This is a genomic window from Candidatus Koribacter versatilis Ellin345 (genome assembly GCF_000014005.1).
GTDB lineage: Bacteria > Acidobacteriota > Terriglobia > Terriglobales > Acidobacteriaceae > Korobacter > Korobacter versatilis_A.
The window spans coordinates 1,875,153-1,891,586 of record NC_008009.1 but is presented as its reverse complement, the minus strand read 5'-3'; the positions used below and the strand labels follow the sequence as shown (position 1 = coordinate 1,891,586).

At 57.8% G+C, this 16,434-nt stretch carries 10 protein-coding genes; 4 read left to right on the top strand and 6 right to left on the bottom strand.

Features of this window, described 5'->3' with window-relative positions:
• Positions 1 to 17: 17 nt before the first annotated feature.
• Positions 18 to 3,335 (top strand): TonB-dependent receptor, encoded by a 3,318-nt coding sequence (locus ACID345_RS07945; RefSeq protein ID WP_011522349.1) that lies wholly within the window; start codon positions 18 to 20, stop codon positions 3,333 to 3,335.
• Positions 3,336 to 3,392: 57 nt separating this feature from the next.
• Here ACID345_RS07945 and ACID345_RS07940 read toward each other — a convergent pair whose 3' ends face one another.
• From ACID345_RS07940 to ACID345_RS07915, 6 genes are read right to left on the bottom strand one after another with little or no spacing between them, the layout of a single operon-like run.
• A complete protein-coding gene (locus ACID345_RS07940) occupies positions 3,393 to 4,907 on the bottom strand; it encodes an FAD-dependent oxidoreductase (RefSeq protein ID WP_011522348.1) in 1,515 nt (504 codons plus the stop codon).
• Positions 4,904 to 5,731, bottom strand: coding sequence for an ABC transporter permease (locus ACID345_RS07935; protein ID WP_011522347.1), 828 nt, complete (start codon positions 5,729 to 5,731; stop codon positions 4,904 to 4,906). The genes ACID345_RS07940 and ACID345_RS07935 overlap by 4 nt, the downstream gene beginning before the upstream one ends.
• The gene (locus tag ACID345_RS07930) at positions 5,731 to 6,576 is read right to left on the bottom strand and encodes an ABC transporter permease (protein ID WP_011522346.1); all 846 of its coding nucleotides are present in this window, start codon (positions 6,574 to 6,576) and stop codon (positions 5,731 to 5,733) included. Before ACID345_RS07930 ends, ACID345_RS07935 begins: the two co-directional genes overlap by 1 nt.
• Positions 6,576 to 7,640, bottom strand: a complete 1,065-nt coding sequence (locus ACID345_RS07925; protein WP_011522345.1) for an ABC transporter ATP-binding protein — start codon at positions 7,638 to 7,640, stop codon at positions 6,576 to 6,578. Before ACID345_RS07925 ends, ACID345_RS07930 begins: the two co-directional genes overlap by 1 nt.
• An 8-nt stretch (positions 7,641 to 7,648) precedes the next feature.
• The gene (locus ACID345_RS07920) at positions 7,649 to 8,710 is read right to left on the bottom strand and encodes an ABC transporter substrate-binding protein (protein WP_011522344.1); all 1,062 of its coding nucleotides are present in this window, start codon (positions 8,708 to 8,710) and stop codon (positions 7,649 to 7,651) included.
• Between the two features lie 18 nt (positions 8,711 to 8,728).
• The gene (locus ACID345_RS07915) at positions 8,729 to 9,607 is read right to left on the bottom strand and encodes a cupin domain-containing protein (RefSeq protein WP_011522343.1); all 879 of its coding nucleotides are present in this window, start codon (positions 9,605 to 9,607) and stop codon (positions 8,729 to 8,731) included.
• Positions 9,608 to 9,751: 144 nt separating this feature from the next.
• Between ACID345_RS07915 and ACID345_RS07910 the strand changes: the two genes are divergently transcribed.
• From ACID345_RS07910 to ACID345_RS07900, 3 genes are all read left to right on the top strand, one after another.
• A complete protein-coding gene (locus ACID345_RS07910; RefSeq protein WP_011522342.1) occupies positions 9,752 to 13,450 on the top strand; it encodes a carboxypeptidase-like regulatory domain-containing protein in 3,699 nt (1,232 codons plus the stop codon).
• Between the two features lie 91 nt (positions 13,451 to 13,541).
• A complete protein-coding gene (locus tag ACID345_RS07905; RefSeq protein WP_011522341.1) occupies positions 13,542 to 14,912 on the top strand; it encodes an aspartate aminotransferase family protein in 1,371 nt (456 codons plus the stop codon).
• A gap of 84 nt (positions 14,913 to 14,996) precedes the next feature.
• Positions 14,997 to 16,427, top strand: coding sequence for an APC family permease (locus ACID345_RS07900; protein WP_011522340.1), 1,431 nt, complete (start codon positions 14,997 to 14,999; stop codon positions 16,425 to 16,427).
• Positions 16,428 to 16,434: the final 7 nt, after the last annotated feature.

The following is a 16,434-nucleotide window of genomic DNA, read 5'->3' as shown; positions in this document are numbered from 1 at the left end:
TATCTGGAGGGAGTTCGATGAGCACCTTACGATCAGTTGGGATCGCTGTATTCCTGTTTTTCTTGTCTACGTTTGCGATGGGACAGAGCTATCGCGGATCGATACGCGGGGTGGTGACAGACGCTAGCGGGGCGGTGATACCCAGTGCATCGGTGACGGTAAAGAGCTCGGCCACTGGACTGGAGCGTAGTGCAGTCACCGACGGTGAAGGACTTTATGTGATCGCTGAGCTGCCTGCCGGCGAATATCGGCTCTCCGTCCCCGTGACGGGCTTCCGAACCTTCGCACGCAATGTGTTGGTTGACGTCGGTCACGACAGTACCGTGGATATCACAATGATGGTCGCCGGTGGAGATACGGTAGAGGTCAACGAGTCCACGGCTCCCCTTGTGGAAGACACTCGCGATGTTCTTGGCCAGATCGTGGACAACAAGCTCGTCGTCGAACTGCCGCTGAATGGCCGCGACTTCGGCAAACTCGTCGCGCTCACACCGGGCGTGACGGTCGAAGGCTCCGGCGTGGCGGGAACCGAGAAGGGCTTTGGCCAGTTCAACATCAATGGCAACCGCGACCGCTCGAACAACTACATGCTTGACGGCACGGACAACAACGATCCGTTCTTCAACAACTCCGCGTTGAACCAGGTGGGTATCACTGGCGCGCCGGCTTCCCTGCTACCGATTGACGCCATCCAGGAATTCAACCTGCAAACGCAGTACGGCGCGGAGTATGGACGCAACTCCGGCGGTGCGGTGAACGTGCTGACGAAGTCTGGTACCAACGCGTTCCACGGCAGCGTGTTTTATTTCCTGCGCAACTCGGCACTCGACGCGCGCAACTACTTCGATCCCACGACGAATCCTGACGGCAGTCCGAACCCGAAGGGCGGCTTTAAGAACAACCAGTACGGCGCTTCGATCGGCGGCCCGATTGTGAAGGACAAAACGTTCTTCTTCGCCGCCTACGAAGGCCAGCGCGAGCGCGTGACATCGAGCTACACGCTGTTTGTCCCGACGGAGATGCAGAAGGCCAACGCGCGCGCGGCGGCACTGGCAGCGACGACTTCGGATGGCGAGTCAGAAGTGCCGGTGATCAACGCGATCAATCCGGGGATTGACGCACTGCTCGGCTACTTCCCCGCCGCAACGGGCTGCAGTAATGGCGGCACGCCGGCGGCCACCGGTTGCATTGGAGGCGCCGGAACCGTGGCGGGCGCAGTGGAAGACCGCAACGACCTCGACAACGGCATTATTAAGGTAGATCACTACTTCACGCAGACGGAGCAGTTCTCGGCACGCTACGCCATCAGCAATAGCGACCAGGTCTTTCCGCTCGGCGGGCTCGGCACCTATGGCAATGGATCGCGACTGGCGGGATTCGCACAGACTTCGCCTACGCGGGTGAATGTCGTCTCCGCAAGTTTGCTTTCAACCTTCAGTCCGACGTTCCTGAACGAACTGCGCTTCGGCTACTCGCGCTATAACACTTCGTTCAACACGCTCGACGGCACGGTCGATCCGAACAGCGCCTTCGGACTGAACATGGGCACGGGCAAGACGGGCGTCCCGGAAATTGACTTCTTCGCGCTGTACGACAATTTGGGCGCGTCGGCTTACAGCATTCCGCGCGGACGCACGAGCCAGACCTACCAGGTGCTCGACAACCTTACGAAGATCCACGGCGCGCATACCTTCAAATTCGGTGGCGAGTTCCGCCGCGCGACGATCGAGAACTTCAACGATAACCTCGAGCGCGGATTGCTCGCGCTGGATCCGTACCAACTCACCAACGGCCCATGGCCGGGCGACGACCAAACGGCGATGTTGACGAATTTCTACCTTGGCATTTTCGACTGGGGCACCGCGGCCAACACCGGCAACACGCAGCGCAATACCTTTAACAACGGCTTCAGCTTCTTCGCGCAGGATGATTGGCGCGCGACTAAGAAGCTCACTTTGAATCTCGGCGTTCGCTGGGAATACTTTGGACCGCTTGGCGAGAGCAATGGGTTGATCTCGAACCTCGGCACCGATGGTCTGCTGCACATGACCGACCAGCCATACAACAAAGACTGGAACAACGTGGCGCCTCGCGTTGGGCTGGCGTGGAACGTGTTCAGTGGCACCGTAGTTCGCATGGGATATGGCGTGTACTTCGACTACGTTCCGCAGAACAACATGATCGCCAACTACACCAATACCGCCGGACTGGTGACGAACCCGATCGGGCCGAAGGCGGTCACGTCGATGGACTATAACCAGTCGGCGTTCAACGGCAGCGATGCGGGCGCGGCGGTCTTCACGCCCAGTACCGGCGCGCAGAGCATCTTCGCGGTACCGCAGAACTTTGCTACGCCTTACACGCAGAGCTGGAACGTGAATGTGGAGCAGGAACTCGGCAAAGCTGCCTCCATGCAAATTGGCTACGTGGGCAGCAAGGGTACGCGGCTGACGCGGCTGTACGACGCGAACCAGGACTACACCAATTCGAACTACAACGCGATTGATGTGCTGGCAACGATCTCCGATTCCACCTACAACGCGCTGCAGGCGACACTGACGGCACGCTCGTGGAAGGGGATTTCGGGATTCGCAAATTACACTTGGGCGAAGTCGCTGGATGATGCGTCGGACGGCATCGACTTCAACTTCGCGTCGGCGGCGTTCCCACAGAACTCGGATTGCCCTGTGGCGTGCGAGCATGGGCCCTCGACCTTTGATACGCGGCATCGCTTTACTGGCTCGATGAATTATGCGGTGCCGCAGTGGAAGGCACTGCCTCCGGTGCTCGGCAAAGGATGGGAGTTGAATACCATTGCGACTTTCCAGTCCGGGCGACCGATTCCGATTCTGACTTCGAACGACACCAGCGGAACCTACAACTATCACCAGCGGCCGGATCGTGTGCCCGGCGTGAACCCGGTACTCGACCACTGGAATCCGGTGACCGGCTACCTCAACCCGCTCGCGTTCCAGCAACCTGCGGACGGAACTTTCGGCAATTTGCAGCGTAACTCGATCTACGGTCCGCACTATACGAATGTGGATTTCTCCATCACGAAGAACATGCCGATCACCGAGAAGGTGAACGTGCAGTTCCGCGCGGAGTTCTTCAACATCTTTAACCACCCGAACTTCGCATTGCCGGGTGGCACTTTGAACCCTGCGTATTTGGCGGATGGCACGCTTGATCCGTCGGTCGTGGATCCGGCGAGCCATGCGATCCTGACGCCTGCGGGACAGGTAACACAGACGCCGGATGTGGCGCAAGGTAACCCTGGCTTGGGCGGCGGCGGACCGCGCGTGATTCAGTTTGGGCTGCGGTTCTCGTTCTAAGCAGATGTAAAGATGAAGGCCGTCCGACGAGGACGGCCTTTTTAATTGCGGAGCCAGCTAGCCGTTAGCGGATGCGCTTTTTGCGGAGATACCGGCGAGCATCTTGTTCACTTCATTCACGGCGCGATGTGCGGCCTTGATTCCCTCGCCGGTGGCGGAGACCGGGCCTTCTGAATCGGTGTTTGCGAAGGCGATGCGCTCCATCGGGATCCGGACTTGCGGTTGGACCTTGGTGAAGTTGCCGGGCAGCGATTTGTACATCGGATGGCCGCGCCGGTAGATGTGCACTTCGAGCGGATCGGCGTTTGTTTCGGGCAGAAGTTTTTTGAAGTCTCTCAAAACATCTTCCGCCACGCTCTTCGCGCCGTCTTCCGTCAGGAGCAACACACGCTCTTCTTCTTCGAGCGGCGTATAGCAAGTGATGATGTTGTACTTCTGCTTGTAGCCAGGCTGGTTTCGAACTGTCCAATCGGCGACGATGAAGTCGGTAAAGCGATTGCCCGGGCACCAGGTATCGTAACCGCTGTTGAACACCGGCTTGTCATACATCAAGTTCACCACGCAGTACGGGACGTAGTGCATTTTCGCGATGGCTGCCTTTTGCGCGGCGGGCATGCTCTCGACGAGGCGCGCGGTGATGAACTTTGGTGTGGCCATGATGACGGCTTTCGCGGAAACGGTTTTCGGTTCCCCGTTCACGATGTAGGTCACGTCCACGCCATCTTTTTTCTGCGCGACCGCGACGGTGGTTGCAGACAGTTGCATGTGTTCTTTGTGCTTTTCGGTTAGAACTTCCGACAAGCGGCGGTTCAAGGCGCCGATTCCTCCCGGCAATGTGCAGCGCCGGTCTTTGCGCGTCTTTCCCGCGATCTGCTGCATTTCGTAGAGGACGATCAGCGCCGAGGTTTCCGCGGATTTCGCGCCCCAGTTGGATGGCCCGTAGTTGTCCCACCACTCCGTGAGCTCTTGCGGATAGCCCTTGGTGAAATGCGTCAGCGGAAGCGCGTCGAGTTCGGCGGCACGCGAGAGCACGTCGATCTTCAATATCTCTTCGCGCCATTTTTTAAAGCTCTCGCGAACGCTGGCTGAATACGGAATCTTGTCGATGCCATCGCCCCAGCAATCAGCAACGAACTTGCCATTGAGAATCATGCCGTCCCAGTTCTCGATGGGAAGCTGCTCCAACCCGAGCGACTTTGAGAATTCCGACGCGCGTTCTCCTAGTTCAAGGAAGGCTCCGCCCGTGGCATAGCCGACGCCGTTGTATTCCTCCATGTAAGAGTTGCCGCCCCAATGGGGTTCCTTCTCGAGCAGGAGGAAATTCTTATCGCGGAGGAGATAGGCAGCGGTCATGCCGCTCACGCCACCGCCAACAATTACGACGTCGTACTTCGCCGACGACGCGGGCTTCGCGAAGGCGTGGCCGTCGCGGACCTGGTGACAAATCTCGTTGTGCTCACCATCTACTTCAGTTTTCGCCTCTGCAGGCACGGCCCTCAGAGGAATTGGACAGCCGGCGGCAACTGCCCCCGCCACGACGAAACGGATGAAATCTCTGCGATTGGTGCTCATGCTTCCCCTTCGACGGCGTGGGCCGCGGTCTCCCATTCTTCAGAGCCGGGCTTGCGCAAGCGATACCAGAACAAAATGAGTGCCAGAGAAAAGACAAAGATGATGGTTGAAATGGCGTTGATCTCGGGGGTCATGCCGCGGCGCAGGCGCGACCAGATCTCGAGTGGCAGAGTGTTGTCGCGCCCGATAAGGAAAAAGCTGACGGCGATCTCGTCCATGGAGAGCGTGAAGATGAGCAGCGCAGCGCCGATGATTGCAAGCTTCAGGTTCGGAAGCGTGACGCGCCAGAATGTTTGCCAATAATTCGCGCCGAGATCGAGTGAGGCTTCTTCCTGCGAGCGCTGGGCCTTTTGCAGACCTGCGAAGATTTCTGTCGTCGCGACGGAGATGAGAGCGGTACCGTGACCGAGAATGATCGTTACCAGGCTGAGCTTCAGATGCACGGCGACCACGAGCATCAACAGCGAAAGGCCTGTAATGATGCCCGGAAGAATCAACGGTAGAAGCACCAGCCGACGGAACAGGACTTTGCCGGGAAAGTTCACGCGATCGAGGGCGAGCGCGGCCGGAAGGCCCAGGCTGACAGCGATGATGACAGCGGCGAACGCGACTTCAAGGCTATTGAGCACGGCATCCCAGAGTGCGCCGTCGTCGAGCAGCATGCGGTACCAGTTGAGGGTGAAGTTGCGCGGCGGGAACCCGCCGACACCGCCGCCATTAAACGAGTAGATGACCAGGATTGTGATCGGCAAATAGAGGAACGCAAAGACCGCGATCATGTGAATGCGCAGCCACAGTGGGCGCTTCTCGCTGCTCGTGCTCATCAGGAGAAGCTCCATTTCTTTTCGAGGCGCTCGGTGAGGAAAAGAAGGGCAAGAACGATGAGCATCATGCAGACGGATATCGCGGCGCCGAGCGGCCAATCATAGGCAGCGCCGAAGAGCGTAACCACTACGTTGGAGATCATTATGCCGCTCGGCCCACCGAGCAGCAGCGGTGCGAGGAAGTCGCCGAGGCTCAGCACGAAGGCGAACGTCGCGCCGGCCAGGACACCGGGGATGGAAAGCGGGACGATCACACGCCAGAAGGTCTTTACGCGCGAGGCGCCGAGGTCTTGCGAGGCTTCCACGAGATTCTTTGGGATATGTTCGAGCGCCGCATAAATCGGCAGGAACGTGAACGGCGTATAGATATGCGTCAATGTAAGTACGACGGCGAACGGACTGTAGAGCAGCGCGCCGACGGGCTCGTGGGTGATATGCAGGTATTGCAGCAGCGTGTTGAGGACTCCATCGCTGCCAAGGATCGTCTTCCACGCATAGGCGCGGACGAGGTAGCTCACCCACAGCGGAATGATGACGAGCTGGTAGAGCAACTGCTTGTGCTTGGCGTAGAACGCAACGTAATACGCAAGCGGATAACCGAGCAGCAGCGCGAGCAGCGTAACGCCGCCCGCGATCTTCATAGAGCGCAGCAATACCTGCACGTAAACGGGAACACTGGCGAGTTGTTTGTAATTCTGCAGGCCCCAGTTATGGACGATCACTTGACCGTCCTGCACGCTCCAAAAGCTATTGCAGAACAAGAGCAAATAGGGCGTGAGCAGGAACGCCGCGACCCAAAAGATCGGGGGCAATGCCACCGCAGCTTTGTAGGCGCGGGAGAACACTAGAGGCTCTCCTTCACGACAACGATGTCAGCGGGAGAACACTCGAATTCGCTCTCGCCCGAGGGAACTCCCGAACCATAGATCTTCGCATTCAGCCGAAAACCGCCGGCGTCGAGTTCGTACAGCTCAGTGGCGCCCTGGAAGACCTGGCGAGCGACGGTGCCTTTGAACCTGACTTGATCGCTCGCCGTGCTGGCGATGCGGATTGCTTCTGGCCGGAGCGAGAAGACCGCGGGGCCGTCGGGCGCCGAGGTTGTGAACATCAGGTTACCGCAGCGAGCGATGCCGCGGCTCACTGTACAGCGCAAGAGGTTACTGTGTCCGATGAACTGCGCGACATACGCGGTGGCGGGCTTGGCATAGATTTCCCGCGGACTGGCAATCTGCTCCAGTGCTCCGTAACGCAGCAGGGCGACGCGATCGGACATGGTCATCGCCTCTTCCTGGTCGTGCGTGACAAAGACGAAGGCGATGCCGACTTCGCGTTGGAGCGATTTCAATTCGAATTGCATTTCGCGCCGCAGGTTGGCATCGAGCGCGGACAGCGGTTCGTCGAGCAATAGGAGCTTGGGACGATTTACCAATGCGCGCGCGAGCGCAACCCGCTGCTGCTGTCCGCCGCTGAGCTTGGATGGTTTCGACTTTGCGAAACTCTCCATCTTCACCATGGCGAGCGCTTCCTGCACACGCTTGGGGATTTCACCTTTGGAAGTTTTGTTGACCTTCAATCCGTAGGCGACGTTCTCTTCCACGTTGAGATGTGGGAAGAGCGCGTAGCTTTGGAAGACCGTGTTTACGCGGCGCTTGTAAGGCGGGAGGTTCTCGATGCGCTCGCCGGCCATGGTGATGGTACCGCCGTCCGGTTGCTCGAAGCCCGCGATGAGACGCAGCAGCGTCGTTTTGCCGGAACCGCTCTCGCCGAGGATGCTGAGGAACTCACCTTGCGCGACCGTAAGGGAAACGTCTCGAAGAACGATGTTCTTTCCAAAGCGCTTGGCGACGCAGTCCACCGCGAGCAGCGCCTGCCCGACTGAGACGTTTTCCGGAACGGATGAGGTCGTCATGCGGAGCGCTATTGCGCGGCTTTCACCTGGTTCCAGATTTCGTTGTACTTCGCACGGCGCGGAACATCCTGCCAGAAATAGATGTGCTTCTGGTAGCCCTCGACATCAGCGAGGTGAAGGCTCTTCTTCTCCTGGTCGGTCATGAGTTGCGCGGCAGTGGGATTGGCCGGTGTGTAGCCGGTCACGTCGGTAACGGCCTTCTGCGTTTTCGCTTCGACCATGTATGCCAGGAATTTCATCGCGAGATCTTTGTTGTCGCTGGCGGCGGTGATCATCAAATGGTCGATCCAGCCGGTCGTGTTTTCCTTCGGAATGGTTTCGCCGATTGGAAAGTTGGCCTTATGAAGTTGATTCGTCATCAGCGGCCAGCCCATCGCGGCGACGACCTCGTGGTTCTGGAAAAGGTTGGTCAGTTCCCCACCGGTAGACCACATCTTGCGAACGTTTGGCTTTAATTCGAGAAGCTTTGCTTTGACTTTTTCGAGTTCGTCGTCGGTGAGATTGTAGAGGTGCGCTGGATCGGGCTTGTCGTAGCCGAGCACTTGTGCCGCCATATAGACGGTGGAGAGATCATCCCAGACGGAGATCTTCGACTTCAGCTTTGGGTCCCACAAGTCAGCCCAGCTTTGCGGCGCCGTCTTGTAATAAGAAGTGTCGTAAAGCAGAGGATTCGGGCCCCACATGAATGGGACTCCATAGGTCTTGCCATTTGCTTTGACGAGAGGGAGATCGCGAAGCTGCTGCGAGAGACTGTTGTAGTCGGGGATTTGCGTAGTGTCGATTTCAGCGGCGAGACCATTCTTCGCGATACTAGTCGCGACGTCACTGGACGGCGAGATTACATCGTAGTTCGACGCGCTACCGCCACGCAGCTTGGCGACGAGTTCATCGCTTGACCCCATGTAGCTTGCTGCGACCTTGCAGTGATATTTCTCTTCGAAGCCCTTCACGAAAGAGGGATCGGCATAGCCCTCCCATACGAGAAGGTTGAGCGTCGGCACTTTCTTCGAGCATGAGCCGAGAAACAAAGTACAGACAACCAGCAGCGCGAGGGCAAAGCGTTTGGACATGCAAACCGCTCCTTGCCGCTAGAACGTCGGCGGCGTATTTACCCACAAGACTACGGCTTCTTTCGATCCTGTATTCGACCAGCGATGTGGCGTGGAGCTCTCGAAGTAGAAGCTGTCGCCTTTCTGCAGGCGGTACTCTTTGCCATCCACTACCAGGTTGAGCAGGCCGGTAAGCACAAACAAAAACTCTTCGCCTTCGTGCGAGTACTCCTCGTCGCCGCTACCGGCGCCAGGCGCGACGTGGAACAGATGCGGCTCCATGACGGGATTGCCCCACGCAAGCAATTCCATGCGCACACCGTCGCTGGCATCGAGTTGGCGGCGTTCTGCAGGGCGTACAAGATACTGACGACCACCACTTTGGTCGAAGAGATCGAGGATGTTGAGCTTGTAGAACTTCGCGAGTTTGCGGAGGGTCGCAACTGATGCGCTCATGGCCGAGCGTTCAATCGCGCTTAAGAACCCAACCGAGATTCCTACCGCTTCAGCGACCTGAGCCAGTGAGAGACCACGCGAAGTGCGCACTAATCGCAAGCGGAGTCCAACGTTGTCGGCCGATCCGTTGCGGCTAGCCTTGATCTCGCCCTTGGTGCGCATCAATTCGATGATCGCCGGCGCGTTCATGCCGCGAACCCTGCTTAAATAGCGAGCGCGCTGAAGCAGACGTACATCTTCCTGCGAATAGAGCCGGTATTTACTGCCGGTACGTTGCGGCGCGATGAGTCCGAGCTTTTCCCACGAGCGAATGACTGAGGCGGAGATACCCACGGTGTCGGCCACTTCACCGATCTTCAGCAGGGGCGCGTCGTTCGCGTTCGCCGGGGCATCCGCGGGCACGATCGCTACGCCGCGACCGCCGTTCTTGTGAACGGAACGAATTGAATTTTTCGTGGCCAAAATGCTTGACAGAGAGAGAGGGATTCAATAACCTTGCGCGATTATAGCAAGGTTTGTTTTCGTTGCAAGCGTCAACTTCGGGGCCCATTTCAAAGACAAGCTGTAGCGGACTGAATTCCCATTCGCTCGTTCGGGGAGATAGACATGTACCGTTTCTGGAACCGATGTTTCGTTGCGCTGTTCATCATTGCGGTGCTCGCCGCATCGGCAATTGCGCAAAGCACTGGCGGCCGTATCCTCGGCAAGATTTCAGATCCCAGCGGCGCAGTCATACCCGGCGCCACCGTGACGCTCACCAACGAAGCGACCGGCGTGGCGAATACCACGGAGTCCGATAAGGACGGCAATTACGGCTTCCCGAGCGTGCCGGTGGGCGATTACGGCATTGAATATACGGCCACAGGTTTCAAGCAGAACGTGCTGCACCACGTCACGGTGATTTTGAACCAGGCGATGACCCTGAACCAGACGATGCAGTTAGGCCAGAAGCAGGAAGTGGTCGACGTCAGTTCGGAAGCACCTATCGTTGATACGACTTCGACGCAGTTGGGTGCAGTGATGGGATCGCGCTCGGTGGAGCAGCTTCCGCTGAACTCTCGCGATACCTATCAACTTCTGCAGTTGCAGCCGGGCGTAATGTCGAACGTTGGCGGCAGCAACACGGTGGCGTACGGATCGGATAAGCCGGGTGTGGTCTCCGTGAACGGCGGCCGCGGCCGTTCGAACAATTTCAATGTGAATGGCGGCGACGCAAACGACTTGTTCGCGAACCTTCCGACCATCCAGCCGAATCCTGACAGCATTGAAGAATTCCGCGTTATCACTAACACTTTCGACGCTGAATATGGCCGCAACTCCGGCGCCGTGATCAACGTGGTGACCAAGTCGGGCACCAATAATTGGCATGGAAGCGCCTACGAATTCTTTCGAAATGCAGTCCTGAATGCGCAGGGCTACTTCAATACTTTTAAGCCCGCTTTCCAGCAGAACCAGTTTGGTGGAACGTTGGGCGGACCGATCGTTAAAGACCGGACGTTCTTCTTCGTCTCGTACGAAGGGCGTCGAGTGAAACAAGGCACGCCGACGGACCTGAGCTTCATGCCGGATTCGGCAATGCGCAATGGTGACTTCAGCTCCCTGCTCGACCCTGTAAACATGCCGCAATTCACAGGCAATGTGAACTCCGCGGAAGATGGAAGTTCGCTGATGGCGGACACGCTGAACTCTCGTTGCGGCCCGTATCTTGCGAACGGACCGGTCGTCGGAGGAGAGGCTTGGGCCGATGTGTTCCCAGGTGGAATGGTGCCGTCGCAGTGTCTCGATCCAACCGCCTCGGCGCTCACCAAGCTCTACGTCCCGCTGCCTAACCAGCCGGGCGGCTACTACCAGAGCGCGCCTCCGCAAATCATCAACGGTAATGAAGGTTCTATAAAGATAGATCATCGCCTCACGAACAACCAGAACCTGAACTTCTACTGGTACATGGACGATTCCACCACGCAACAGGCGTTGTCGTTCTTCCAGGCGGCAGGCGCGAACGTGCCCGGATTTGGCGCGCAGATTCCGACGCGTGTGCAGCAATACAACCTGTCGCATACGTGGACGATTAGCAACACGGTGGTGAACGAAGCGCGCTTCACCTACATGCGTGAAGGCCAGCGAGGATTCGAGAAGCCCGCACGGACTGACATTGTGCAGAATTCGTGCCAGGGGCTGGTTGATCCGACAATGTGCTTCAGCGACCCGACGAATCCGAAGCTCGGAATCACGCCGAACCTCGGTGCGAGCGTCGAAGGTGTTCCATTCATCTCGGTATCCGGCGCGTTCAACATCGGCAACAATTTCGAAGGCCAATTGCCACAGGTGGGCAATAGCTTTGCGTGGTCCGATAACTTGAGCAAGGTGTGGGGCAATCACACGCTGAAGTTTGGTGGCGATGTTCGCCGCATGCGCTTCGACCAGACGCTGTACTACAACGTCAACGGCTACTACTCGTACTATTCCGATTCGACGACCACCGGCTTACCGTTGGCGGACTGGTTCCTCGGATTGCCGGCGAGCTATTCGCAGGGTTCAGCGCAGCGCGAAAACGTCCGCAGCACATCTCTGTATCTGTTCGCGCAAGACAGCTGGAAGATCAAACCGAACATCACGTTGAACTATGGATTGCGCTGGGAGTTGAATACACCGCTTGCTGACCAACTTGGCCACGTGCAAACGTACCGCCCCGGGCAGGTTACGGACAAGTATCCATGCACCTGCGGACCCAACGCTCCGGACAACGCCTTCTTCCCTGTCGGGTTGGTATTCCCCGGAGATAAAGGTGTACCACCGGGTATGACGGACACCTATTACAAGGGATGGGCGCCGCGCATCGGTATCGCATACAGTCCGAATGCCGATAGCGGGCTGAGCAAGGCCCTGTTCGGAGGCCCCGGGAAGACCAGTATCCGCGCAGGCTTTGGCTTGTTCTACAACCCGATTGAGCAGCTTGTGCTTGAGCAGTTCGGCGCCGAGCCTCCGTTCGGCGGTAGCAACTACATCTACGATTCCATGTTCAATACGCCGTTCCAGGATACGGCGGGCAACCAGTACCCGAACCCGTTCAACGGGATCCTGACGCCGAAGCCAGGGACGTCGATCGACTGGTCTTCGTTCCGTCCGATCCTTCTCTACGGCGATATGCAGCCGCACATCCGGACGCAGTACTCCGAGCAGTACAACCTGAATATCCAGCGCGAGTTCGGCAAAGACACCGTGCTGCAACTCGGTTACGTTGGCTCACAGGCTCACCGCCTGCTGGTTACGCATGACATCAACTATGCGAATCCGCAAACGTGTCTCGACCTAAACGCCACCATGGGTGACGGGACGTGCGCGCAGTACTTTGGCGACAGCTCCTTCTACATCCCGGAAGGCACGGTCATCGCTCCGCAGGGCTTGAACCTTCCCTACAATCCGGATGGCTCAACCTTTATTCCTGGCGGTACCGTGGTTGGGCCGAACGGCATCACTCTCGTTGGTCTTCGCCCCTACTCTTCCCCCAATTGCCATCCGATGACGGGCGTTGGTTGCCCGGCGGACCAAGTACCAGTCTTCTCGAGCATCTTTGCGCAGGACACGGTCGGCAATTCGAACTACAACTCGTTCCAGGCAATGCTGCAACGGCGGTTCTCCGCTGGTCTGCAGTTCCAGCTGGCGTACACCTACAGCAAATCTCTCGATGAAGGCTCGAGCTTCGAAGGTATCGTCAATCCGGTCGACATTCATCGCAGCTATGCCGCTTCGCTCTTCGACGCGCGACATCGCTTTGTCGCCAGCTACGATTGGGAACTGCCGATCCGCAAGTTCGAAGGCTTCGCAGGCAAAGCGCTCAACGGCTGGGCGACCTCGGGCATCGTGACGATCCAGAGCGGATTCCCGATCCGCATAACCGACCAGAACGACAACGAGTTGTATAGCAGCTTCGATTTCGAAACCGTTGGGCAACCGAACCAGGTCGGAAAATTCACCACTTGGGATCCCCGGTCGCACGGCGGCTACTATTTCGATGGTACCGACGGCCAAATCTTCACGGATAACGTCGCCTTGGGAACCGTCGGTAACGCGAGCCGTACCATCTGCTGTGGTCCCGGAATTGCCAACTGGGACATGACGTTCGTGAAGAACACGAAATTCGGCGAGCGTTGGGACACGCAGTTCCGCGCTGAGTTCTTCAATATTCTCAACCACACCCAGTTCTATAACCCCGATGGCAACATCACGGATGGAAGCGACTTCGGACGCATCAAGAGCACTCGCGACCCGCGCCTCATCCAGTTTGCCTTCAAGATTCTCTTTTAGCCCGTAGCTCTGCCGCCGTGGTTGCTCTCCGCGCCACGGCGGCAGTCTTGCGGATGCACTCTTCGCGAATAGGAAAAAGGAGTACCGCACTATGCACGACGCATTGCGGCAGGAAATCGAACTTTTTGAAAAGCGCACACCCAAATCAGCCGAAGCCCACAAGCGCAACCTGAAGCGTTTACCGCTCGGCGTTGCAAGTAATTATCGCGCTTACGATCCGTATCCAATTTTTGTTAAGGACGCTTTCGGCTCGAAGTTCCGCGACCTCGACGGGAACGAATACATTGACCACAACCTCACGTTTGGCGCGTTAATGGCGGGCCATTGCCACCCGGCAGTAATGAAGGCGGTGGAGAAACGCCTGACCACCGGCACGATGTTTGGCATGCCGCACGACATGGAGTGGGAACTCGCGGAAGAGATCTGCGCCCGCTTCCCTATCGAAATGTTGCGCTTTGCCTCGACTGGGACCGAGGCCACAATGCACACCGTGCGTCTTTGCCGCGCGGCGACCGGTCGCGACAAGATCATCAAGTTCGAAGGCGGTTACCACGGATTGCATGACGCTGCACTAGTCAGTGTGAAACCGAAGCTGGAGCAGATCGGCGATCTCAAAGCTCCGATTGCCGTTCCCGGTGGACAGGGTGTCCCGAAGACGGCAGTGGCCAATGTGCTGATTGCCAGCTTCAACGACCTTGAGAGCGTGGAACATCGCTTCAAGACCCATCCTAACGAGATCTCTGCGATCATCCTCGAACCGGTGATGATGAACGTCGGCATCTGCATGCCGGAACCGGGCTTCCTCGAAGGACTGCGCGAATTGTGCGACAAGCACGGTGCGCTGCTGATCTTCGACGAAGTGAAGACCGGCGCCAAGCTGGGCTGGGGTGGAGCGTCCGAATACTTCGGCGTGATACCCGACGCCATCTGCCTGGCAAAGTCGATCGGCGGCGGCCTGCCGCTCGCTGCGTTCGGCGCCTCGAAGAAAGTGATGGGACTCATCTCCGATCACAAGGTCTTCCATGGCGGCACCTACAACACCAACCCCGTATCGATGGCCGCTGGCTTAGCGACCTTCCGCGAAGTCCTGACTCGCGAGAACTACGCGCATGTGGAGAAGCTCAGCCACAAGCTCGTGACTGGCTATCGCAGAGTCGTCGAAGAAGTCGGGCTGGACGCTTACCTGGAAATTGCCGGCGCAAACGGCGTACTGATGTTCGCTCCGAAGCGCGTGCGTAACTATCGCGATTGGCTCGAAGTCGACGCGAGTCTCTGGCAGCAGTATTGGTTCGCCATGGTCAATCGCGGCGTAATGCCACAGCCTTACTGGTGGGACGAGCAGTGGACCATGTCCGTCGCACACACCGATGCGGATACCGAGAAGCATCTCGCGGTGTTTGGCGAGATCGCTCCCGCCTTGGCGGTCGCGCAGAAGGAACCGCGCGAGGCAGTGGTGCACTAAACAAGCTAACGCTGTACGAGCATGGACGGGGCCAACCAGCCCCGTCCTCTACCCTGCCGCCATCGGCCGACTCCGGAGAATCGCTTGACGAACAGCCAGACCGAAACCCCGCACCTTAAGCGCGTCCTTGGAAAATGGGACCTGGTGCTGCTGTTCGTGGTTGCCGTTTTCAATCTGAATGTGGTTCCTTCGATTGCCGCCAACGGCGGGGTCACGATCTGGCTCTGGCTTATTTCACTGGTGCTCTTCTTTTGGCCGCAAGGCATCGCGGTCATCGAACTCGCTCACCGCTACCCCGGCGAGGGCGGCGTGTATCTGTGGGCAAAGGAGGTGTTCGGCGACTTCCACGGCTTTCTTTCCGGCTGGTGCTACTGGACCAACAACATGCTCTACGTTCCGACGGTGATGCTCTACTTCGTCGGCGTGTCTGTGTATGTACTTGGCCCTTCACACCAGGGTCTTGCGGATAACAAGGTTTTCGCGCTAAGCGCATCTTTAGTGCTGCTGATCGTGCTGGTTGTGCTCAACGTTATCGGGCTTGGCGTTGGAAAGTGGATCAACAACATCGGCGCGATCGGAACCTTCATCGCCGCCGCAACACTTCTGATCCTTGGACTTGTTGTCGGATTGAAGCAGGGCGCTTCGATTCACTACGTAAACTTCGCCATCCCGACCGATCGAAGATTTCTGTTTAACGCCTTTGGCGTGATCTGCTTTGGATTGGTCGGACTCGAACTCGCCTCGATTATGGGCGACGAGATTCAGGAACCTCGTAAAACGCTACCAGGCGCAGTGTTGTGGGGCGGAGTCATCTCCGGCTTGCTCTATATATCGGTGACGCTCACCCTGCTCGTTGCTGCAGGGAAAAACGGTATCAGCGTTCTGCAAGGGATCGTGCAGGCCGTCGGACATCTTGCTGAGCAAGCACACGTGACCTGGATTATCGTCCCATTTGCATTGATGCTCAGCCTGGCGATTGCCGGCATTGGATCCGCATGGCTCGCTGGATCAGCGCGAATTCCCTTCGTTGCCGGCCTCGACAACTACATGCCGAGCTGGCTCGGACGCGTGCATCCGAAGTACGCCACGCCGTACGCAGCTCTGATCGTGCATGCTGTGATCTCACTGTTGCTGGTACTCGTGAACTTCCTCGGCGGCGCCGGCGTACAGGAAACGTTTCAAACGATGCTTTCGCTCGCAGTCGTCCTGCAACTCGTTCCCTTCCTTTATATGTTTGGCGCGCTGGTGCGCTTCGGGTTGAAGTACGAAGCGGGTAAGGGCGTTTACGGGCGTCCAGCGCTGTTGCTCTCCGGCATCAGTGGATTTATTACGACTACGCTCGGAATTGCGCTCGCCTTTTTCCCGGCGCAAACCATCAAATCTGTATCGCAGTACGAATTTAAAATGTTTGGCGGCACAGCGTTCTTCATTGGGCTTGCCGCGTTCTTCTTCTTTATTTATGGCGGCCGCAAGGCCCGCCTCGCTGCGCAATCCGCAGCCAACCAAGCTGCCTAGTGCAACG

Coding starts and splice junctions, on each gene's coding strand:
- ACID345_RS07935 (WP_011522347.1), bottom strand. CDS start 5,731: ATGAGCACGAGCAGCGAGAAGCGCCCACTGTGGCTGCGCATTCACATG.
- ACID345_RS07920 (WP_011522344.1), bottom strand. CDS start 8,710: ATGTCCAAACGCTTTGCCCTCGCGCTGCTGGTTGTCTGTACTTTGTTT.
- ACID345_RS07910 (WP_011522342.1), top strand. CDS start 9,752: ATGTACCGTTTCTGGAACCGATGTTTCGTTGCGCTGTTCATCATTGCG.
- ACID345_RS07945 (WP_011522349.1), top strand. CDS start 18: ATGAGCACCTTACGATCAGTTGGGATCGCTGTATTCCTGTTTTTCTTG.
- ACID345_RS07925 (WP_011522345.1), bottom strand. CDS start 7,640: ATGACGACCTCATCCGTTCCGGAAAACGTCTCAGTCGGGCAGGCGCTG.
- ACID345_RS07905 (WP_011522341.1), top strand. CDS start 13,542: ATGCACGACGCATTGCGGCAGGAAATCGAACTTTTTGAAAAGCGCACA.
- ACID345_RS07940 (WP_011522348.1), bottom strand. CDS start 4,907: ATGAGCACCAATCGCAGAGATTTCATCCGTTTCGTCGTGGCGGGGGCA.